Source organism: Nostoc sp. NMS4 (assembly GCF_017115095.1).
GTDB lineage: Bacteria > Cyanobacteriota > Cyanobacteriia > Cyanobacteriales > Nostocaceae > Nostoc.
This window is the reverse complement of the sequence record NZ_JABXKI010000005.1, coordinates 1-8,156: the sequence shown is the minus strand read 5'-3', so window position 1 is coordinate 8,156 and position 8,156 is coordinate 1. Positions and strand designations below refer to the sequence as shown.

The window sequence follows — 8,156 nt, the reverse complement described above, 5'->3', positions numbered from 1 at the left end:
TATTTCGGTAAAGTTTAGTACTGAAGGATAACCAATCAATCTGGGGATGCCACAGATTGAACTTGACACAAGCTTGTTCTAATTCATCGCTGAGGCGTTCATTGCGCTCCAATGGAGTTTCTGGAAGTGTCGCTTTAACCTCTGCAACTCTTTTTGCGAACCAGTCTCGGTCAAAAGGCAAGCAGCTACCGTTTACGAACCGCACCCATACCGTAATCCCGCCTTCAAGCCAGATAGTATGAACAGATTCCGGTTCGACTTGAATAATCTCGCCAATGATGCGGCGGTCACGAGATGTTAGGGGGGTCTTGGGTTGGGGCTACAACTTCGGCTTGGGTATCGATGTAGTTGTTCAGTTCTGCTTGAGCTAGGGCTTGCTCATCTTTAAAGGGAACTTCTGTAACTATTGTTGATGTGTTGTAGTTGAAGCTAGAAGCCGTTTGCTGTGTGTAAACTGATTGAGTCATAATATAGATTCCTGCAAAGGGTCAAAGGGCGATCGCACAAGTTTCGTAGGCTGGGGCGGTCGTCTTTTGTTTTCATATCTCTATAATAACAACTCAGAGTACAAAAATTAACTAGAAGTACAAATATTTTTGGAAACTTCAACACGTAAGTCAGACATAATCTCAATCAGTTCTACACCAAGAGTTTTGGCGATTGCTGTAATGATTTTTGTTGAAACAGAGGCTGCTTCGCCATTCTCCAGCTTTCTAATGTATTCTTGAGAGCATTCAACCTTTTGGCTCAAAAGTGCATCTGCAATCTCACGCCTAGACTTCTTGCCACGTAATAATCTTAGGCTATTTCCACATTCTTTATTCCACGCAAGCATAACAACCCAGTCCAGGGGAACCATAATTACCTCCTTTGTATTTTTTACTTTTATATTTGCACTTTCAGTTGTCATGTGGCAAGATAGTTTTTGTACTGTGAGTTCAATCAACCAGTTCAGTTATACAAGAATTCATAGACGGCATGAGTATTCCAGCCGTCAAATTGTTTTGTGAACTGATTTTAAGGAGGTTATGGCAAAAATAATTACGCTTTTCAAAAGCAATAAAAAGTAATTGCTGAGAATACAGCAGTTTTCATTTGCATTAACCAGTATTTCCCGTGTGTATACAGCACATACAGGTAAAATCATGCTGACACTAAACCGTTCCGAAACAACATCAGCACTCGATTACAACATTCTCAATACCAGCATCCAAGATACCTTTGCTGCCATAGACCGCTTCGAGTGGCAGGCAATAGAAGAACTGCGGGTGATGCGGAATAACGGCTATTACTCTGATGCTGGTTATGCCAGTTTTGAAGATTATTGCGAAAAAGAACTAACCAAGCACGGTGGATATCGCCGGGTCAGAGATTTGCTGTCTGCGAAGAAAGTAGTTGATACTCTGCCAGAGGAACTCAGGGAAAAGATTACTAAGCCTTCTCAAACTCGCTCCTTGCTCCGACTGGTGAAAACTCCCGATAAGTTAGAGCAAGCTGTTGCGATCGCAGCCAAAGAAAAACCCTTCCCCACTGCTGCCGATTTTGCTAAAGCAGTGCAGCAAGTCGTACCAACAACTAAACGCGCCACAAAAAGCGAAAACCCTAAAACACAATTGTGTAATTCTGTCACTGTTTCACAAGAATCACACCCAAGGTATGGGGATTCGGGAGTGATTGAGGCAGACGCACCGAATCACTGGCAGCAGATTGTCACCTTTGCTGATGGCGAGAGGCTACTGATCAACAATGCTGATTTAGATGCCCCAAGCGTTCCATTTCCCAGAGAGCGGAACTATCCACCAGAATATACGGAGCGATCGCTGCTATTGAAGAACGCCATAAACAGGAACTAGAAAGACTTTCCCAGGAATTGAGGATTGGTTTGCAAGCAGAAGTGTCGGCCAGAGCCGAAGAACAAGCTAAAGAGCAAATCCAATCTCTGCAACAACTTTTTAAACAACAGAAAGAAGAAAATATCCAGTTACAGCAACGCCTCTCGGAGATGGAGGGGTTACGGAAACTGGAAATTGAAAATCAACAACTCCAGCAGCGCATTCAGGAATTAGAACACGCTGTAGAAGAACGTCCTGTCCAACAGTGGGGAAATACGATGACCCAGCAAGCGACCAAAGCGTTGAACAAGCAAGTTAAACAGGCGTTGGAGAAAACTATTGATTTGCGATCGCTAGCCCAGGAACCCCCAAAAGAAAATGCCCAAGAATGCTTACGACTCATGGGCATGGCGCTGAAGAATCTGGCCAGTGCCATGAACAACACCCAAGCGTTAGAGGCTGCGGCGATAATCCTGGGGAGTGAACCTACACCAAATGCGATCGCCTATCGAGCCGAGCAATTAGAAATGTTGCCCCAGGCGGTTAGTGACATTCGGAGGGTGCTAGCTAAACCAGGGTGTAAGTGGCAGGACTACTGCGATGTTGCCCAAGAGTATGAGGTGATCAAACAGGACTATTGGGCGGAATTGACCAGTGAGGAGACTGATTTAATTACTGCTCTCCAGAACGCATCTCTTCAACCCGACACCATTGGCGTTGGTTCTATCGTTGCCCACGCTGACCCCTACCGTACTTTATATGTTGAAAGGGGCGAAGTAGTAGAGGATTTGGGCGAAGAGTTGGTGGTTGCTTGGGATCACTGGAAGGAGCAATCGAAAAAGACTGACAGGTAGAAGATATGTTATGGGCTTCGCAACAAAGACCCTCTGTTAACCAGCTATGGCAAGAATGCTGGACGGCTGACCCTTATGGTTACCGGTGGATGACCCTTTCTAGTGGGATGGGTTACAGTACTTTTATCTCTGCGAAGAAAATTCTTTCTGAAAGCGGGTTGTTCATTTTCAAACCCGACAAGTCGATTCAACACCATGCTTATGCTCATCGTGTGGGTGCGATGTCTCCCAAATAGAAGTAGAAAAAATCATCAAGCGACAAGTATTTGATATACCTTGCCCAAGAATAATCGTTACAGAACACAGAGTTGCCGTCAAAGAATGTCCCAAATGTAAAGTTCACATCCAAGGAAGTTTTCCAGAATCGGTAAAAGCGCCAGTACAGTATGGAGCCAGAATCAAAGCAGTAGCGGCTTATCTACATCATCAACATTTTATTCCAGAAGACAGGTTGAGCGAGGTTCTATTAGATTTATTTGGTTGTCGAATTACACCGGGGACAATCGCAAATATAACCAAGGCTCTTACCAAAATAATAGAACCAGTAATCACCGAGATTGTAACAGAGGTCAAAGCCTCACCAGTTAAACATCTTGACGAGACTGGCTTTAGGATTGGGGGACAAACCAGTTGGTTACACGTGGTTTCAAGCGAAACACTTTCTTGGTATCGAGTTGCTTCTAGACGTAAAGATATTGAAGTGTTAGCTGATATCAAAGGTGTAGTAGTTCACGACCACTGGAATCCTTATTATCAACTCCTTGATGTCAATCATGCCTTGTGTAACGCACATCATCTGAGAGAACTCAAAGCCTTAGAAGAAATCGAGCAAGAATCTTGGGCGAAGTCGATGAAAAAGGTTTTGCTTTTAGCTTGCAATTATAAACATCGCTATCCCAAAGGTATTCCTCAAAATATTGTTGCTCGTCTGAGTCAACTCTATGAGCAAATTCTCAAGCGAGGGCAAGATTATCACGAATTCCAAATACCTTTAACCCGTAAAGGTAATCGAGGACGGGTGAAACGACGAGTTGGTCATAACTTGTTATTACGGTTTCAAAATTATAAGCGGGATGTTTTACGGTTTCTTACAGAACCGGATGTTCCATTTACTAATAACCAAGCTGAACGTGACTTGCGAATGATGAAATGTAAGCAGAAAATTTCGGGTGGTTTTCGCTCATTCGATTTTGCGGTTTCATTCGCCAATATCCGTTCTTTTCTTTCGACTGCATCTAAGCGGGGTCTTAATCTCTTAGAAGTGATTGCTGACGCATTACAAGGTAATCTCTCTGTTTTCTTCTCTTCCAATCCCACTAGCTAGGCAGTTACTAAAAATCAAGGAAAGTTAAAACATTTATGCATTCGATTTCTCTGTTTGGGAAATTTGGGGTGCATTGCTGTACGGTGGACGATTGGTAGTAGTACCATATCTGGTGACGCGATCGCCTGAATCCTTTTATGAGTTATTGTGTCAAGAAAAAGTCACTGTTCTCAATCAAACCCCTTCCGCCTTCCGCCAGTTAATTCAAGCCGAACAATCTATAGGAACTGCTAACGACTTAAGCTTACGCTTGGTAATTTTTGGTGGAGAAGCCTTAGAACTGTCGAGTTTGCAGCCTTGGTTTGAACGACATGGCGACTCCTCACCCCAGTTGGTGAATATGTACGGGATTACAGAAACTACCGTACACGTTACCTATCGTCCCTTGAGCAAAGCTGATTTGCATGATACGGCTAATGTCATTGGCCGCCCGATTCCTGACTTGCAGGTATATCTGCTAGACCAGAATTTACAGCCAGTGCCAATTGGTGTCAGGGGTGAAATGTATGTCGGTGGCGCTGGGGTGACGCATGGCTATCTGAATCGTCCTGAACTTACAGAACAACGGTTTATCTCTCATCCGTTTGACAATTCAAATTCAAAATTATATAGGACAGGGGATTTAGCGCGGTATTTACCTAATGGCGAGTTAGAGTATTTAGGACGTATCGATAACCAAGTCAAGATTCGCGGCTTCCGCATTGAGTTGGGAGAAATTGAGGGATTGCTGGCGCAACACCCAGCCGTTTGGGAAAACCTGGTGATTATCAGAGAGGATGAACCGGGCGACAAACGCTTAGTTGCTTACGTAGTGCCAAAGCCGGAATCAACCACAGTCCAAGAATTACGTCAGTTCCTCAGTAACCAACTGCCAAGCTACATGATACCCAACGCCTTCGTGTTGCTGGAATCCTTACCTCTTACCTCTAACGGAAAAATTGATCGCCGCGCCCTACCAAAACCAGACTTAGACAGCACACAGCTAGAAAAATTTGTTGCCCCACGCACGCCCATTGAGGAAATTCTGACACAAATTTGGGCGCAAGTGCTGAAACTAGAGCAGGTAGGGATTCATGATAACTTCTTTGAATTAGGGGGACATTCCCTACTAGCGACGCAATTGGTTTCCCGCATCCGTAACCTTTTCAAAGTGGAACTACCATTGCGTGAGTTGTTTACCAATGCAACAGTAGCCCAATTAGGGCGATCGCTTCAGCAGTTGCAACAACAAGATATCGCCCTGACTTCTGTGCCCATCCTCAAGCGAACGGAGAATGTAGAACTACCACTGTCATTTGCTCAACAGCGTTTATGGTTTTTAGACCAATTTGAGCCTAATAGCCACTTTTACAATATCCATGTTGCTTTGCGTCTAACAGGAACTCTCAAAGTTCCTGTTAGACGCAAAGCTTACAAGCAATCGTTGAGCGTCACGAAGCCTTACGCACCAACTTCATCACCGTTGATGGACAAGCTTTACAAATCATTCAAACACAAGCAGATTGGCAAGTTTCAGTTTTTGACTTGCAACATTTACCTGCAAATAAACAAGAAATAGCTGTACAGCAACTAGCGCAAGAACACGCTATTCAACCCTTTGACCTAGCAAATCAAGCATTATTGAGAGCGAAGTTACTGGTGCTGAATGAGACAGAACACATATTATTAGTGTCCATGCACCACATTGTCTCAGACGGTTGGTCAATAGGTGTGTTTGTCAAAGAATTAGCAGCGCTGTACGATGCTTATGCTCAAGATAAATCACCCAATTTATTACCACTACCGATTCAGTATGCAGACTTTGCACTATGGCAGAGACAGTGGTTGCAAGGGGATGTATTGCAAAGCCAATTGAATTACTGGCAAAAACAACTCAAGGAAGCACCAGCTTTATTACCGCTTCCCACAGACCGACCTAGACCTGCGGTGCAAACCTTCGCTGGCGCACATAAAGAATTTGCGCTTTCTTTGGAACTCACCCAAAAACTGACACAACTGAGTCAGCAGCAAGGTTGTACTGTCTTTATGACGCTGTTAGCTGCATTTGATACCCTACTGTATCGCTACACAGAACAAACAGACATTTTGGTAGGGACACCAATTGCAAACCGCGATCGCAGCGAAATAGAAGGGTTAATTGGCTTTTTTATCAATACCTTAGTGATGCGTACAAACTTGGCAGGTAATCCTAGTTTTAGCGAATTATTAGGTCGCGTTCGGTTCATGGCAATGGAGGCATATACTTACCAGAATTTGCCATTTGAAATGCTGGTAGAAGCATTGCAACCAGAACGCAACCTTAGCCATAGTCCACTGTTCCAAGTGATGTTTGTGCTAGAGAACGCACCGATATCAACTGTGGAGTTAACTGGGTTAAGTGTTAATCCACTCAAAGTCAAGAGTACAACTGCCAAGTTTGATTTAACTTTGGGAATGGAGAACACTGCTACCGGACTGGTGGGCGTGTGGGAGTACAATACTGACTTGTTTGATGCAGATACTATTGAGCGGCTGGCGGGTCATTTTGTCACACTGCTAGAATCCATTGTGGCGAATCCGCAACAGCGCATTTCACAATTACCTTTGTTAACACAACCTGAGCAACAGCAGTTATTGGTTGAGTGGAACAATACTCAAGCAGACTATCCCCTTGATAAATGTCTCCATCAGTTGTTTGAGGAGCAAGTAGCGCGTACACCCGATGCTGTAGCGGTGGTGTTTGAAAACCAACAACTGACTTACCATGAACTCAATTGTCGCGCAAATGAGTTAGCACATTACTTGCAGTCTTTAGGAGTGGGAGCAGATGTGCTGGTCAGCATTTGTGTAAAGCGATCATTAGATATGGTAGTGGGACTGTTGGGTATTCTCAAAGCAGGTGGTGCTTATATGCCACTTGACCCTGAGTATCCCCAAGACCGCTTGAGTTTTATGGTAGATAATGCTCAAGCTAAAGTGTTGCTCACCCAACAACATTTAGTCAACAAACTACCTGATCGTAGTGCAAGAATTATCTGCTTAGACAGCGATCGCGAAACAATAGGGCAAAACAGTAACTCGAACCCTGCAAATACCGCAACACCCGGTAACTTAATATACGTCATCTATACTTCAGGTTCTACAGGTAAGCCCAAAGGAGCAGGTGTATACCATCGCGGTTTTGTTAACTTGGTCAATTGGTTGGTTAAAGATTACCAATTCACTTCAAAAGACAGTACTGTAATGATTTCATCATGTGCAGATGTTTGTTCTGCTTATACGGTAGAACAAGCAGATGAGTTTTCAAATAAATCCATACCCATAGGCAAACCTCTGCCTAATGTCAAACTCCATATAATGGATCAAGATTTACAACTGGTTCCTGTAGGAGTCATTGGTGAGCTTTGTATAGCAGGTATAGGCGTGGGGATAGGGTACATTAATGATTTGCAGCGTACCAATGAAAAATTCATCCCCAACCCCTTTTCGGATGACGAATCAGAACGCCTTTACAAAACAGGCGACCTAGTGCGCTACTTGGATGACGGCAATATGGAATACCTTGGTCGTATCGATAACCAAGTCAAGATTCGCGGCTTCCGCATTGAACTTGGAGAAATTGAGACAGTCCTTAACACCCACCCACAAATACAACAAGCTGTAGTCGTTGCTAGAGAAGATATTCCTGGTGATCAACGCTTAGTAGCATATCTAGCTGCTACTGATAAATCGCTGACAACATACCAACTACGTGAATTTCTCAAGCATCAGCTACCAGAATATATGGTACTTAGTGCGATCGCCATTTTGGAATCCTTACCTCTAACTCCTAGTGGCAAAGTAGACCGCCGCGCTTTACCAAAACCAGATTTACAGAGCGGCGCAGACAAATATGTTGCCCCACGCACTCCAATTGAGGAAATGCTGACACAACTTTGGGCGCAAGTGCTGAAAGTTGAACAAGTGGGCATTCATGATAACTTCTTTGAACTGGGGGGACACTCGCTATTAGCAACACAACTGATTTCCCGTATCCGCAAGATTTTCCAAGTGGAACTACCATTGCGTGAGTTATTTGCCACAGCCACAGTTGGCGAATTAGCGAAATCAATTAGACCTATCCTTAATATAAGCTTTGTGGGATAATCAAAAAATAATTAAGCAATA

7 protein-coding genes and 2 pseudogenes are annotated in these 8,156 nt (G+C 43.9%); 6 read left to right on the top strand and 3 right to left on the bottom strand.

Annotation, left to right across the window (positions count from 1 at the left end; all coding sequences use genetic code 11):
* The 3 genes and pseudogenes from HWQ37_RS00090 to HWQ37_RS00080 all read right to left on the bottom strand — a co-directional run.
* Positions 1-205: pseudogene (locus tag HWQ37_RS00090) on the bottom strand (hypothetical protein); the annotation flags it as partial.
* Between the two features lie 82 nt (positions 206-287).
* Entirely contained in the window at positions 288-467 is a 180-nt protein-coding gene (locus HWQ37_RS00085; RefSeq protein WP_292742510.1) for a hypothetical protein, read from the bottom strand.
* Between the two features lie 107 nt (positions 468-574).
* Entirely contained in the window at positions 575-910 is a 336-nt protein-coding gene (locus HWQ37_RS00080; RefSeq protein WP_094344365.1) for a helix-turn-helix domain-containing protein, read from the bottom strand.
* 235 nt (positions 911-1,145) lie between these two features.
* Between HWQ37_RS00080 and HWQ37_RS34570 the strand changes: the two genes are divergently transcribed.
* The 6 genes and pseudogenes from HWQ37_RS34570 to HWQ37_RS34560 all read left to right on the top strand — a co-directional run bounded on the left by HWQ37_RS34570 (position 1,146) and on the right by HWQ37_RS34560 (position 8,135).
* A complete protein-coding gene (locus HWQ37_RS34570) occupies positions 1,146-1,853 on the top strand; it encodes a class I SAM-dependent methyltransferase (RefSeq protein WP_363318077.1) in 708 nt (235 codons plus the stop codon).
* Positions 1,854-1,882: 29 nt separating this feature from the next.
* Positions 1,883-2,686, top strand: a complete 804-nt coding sequence (locus HWQ37_RS34565; protein WP_363318076.1) for a hypothetical protein — start codon at positions 1,883-1,885, stop codon at positions 2,684-2,686.
* Positions 2,687-2,691: 5 nt separating this feature from the next.
* A complete protein-coding gene (locus HWQ37_RS00070; RefSeq protein WP_292742509.1) occupies positions 2,692-2,922 on the top strand; it encodes a hypothetical protein in 231 nt (76 codons plus the stop codon).
* The gene (gene tnpC / locus HWQ37_RS00065; RefSeq protein ID WP_292742511.1) at positions 2,919-4,010 is read left to right on the top strand and encodes an IS66 family transposase; all 1,092 of its coding nucleotides are present in this window, start codon (positions 2,919-2,921) and stop codon (positions 4,008-4,010) included. The genes HWQ37_RS00070 and tnpC overlap by 4 nt, the downstream gene beginning before the upstream one ends.
* A 73-nt stretch (positions 4,011-4,083) precedes the next feature.
* Positions 4,084-7,377: pseudogene (locus HWQ37_RS00060) on the top strand (non-ribosomal peptide synthetase).
* Positions 7,378-7,541: 164 nt separating this feature from the next.
* The gene (locus HWQ37_RS34560) at positions 7,542-8,135 is read left to right on the top strand and encodes a phosphopantetheine-binding protein (protein WP_363318078.1); all 594 of its coding nucleotides are present in this window, start codon (positions 7,542-7,544) and stop codon (positions 8,133-8,135) included.
* The last annotated feature ends 21 nt before the right edge of the window (positions 8,136-8,156 follow it).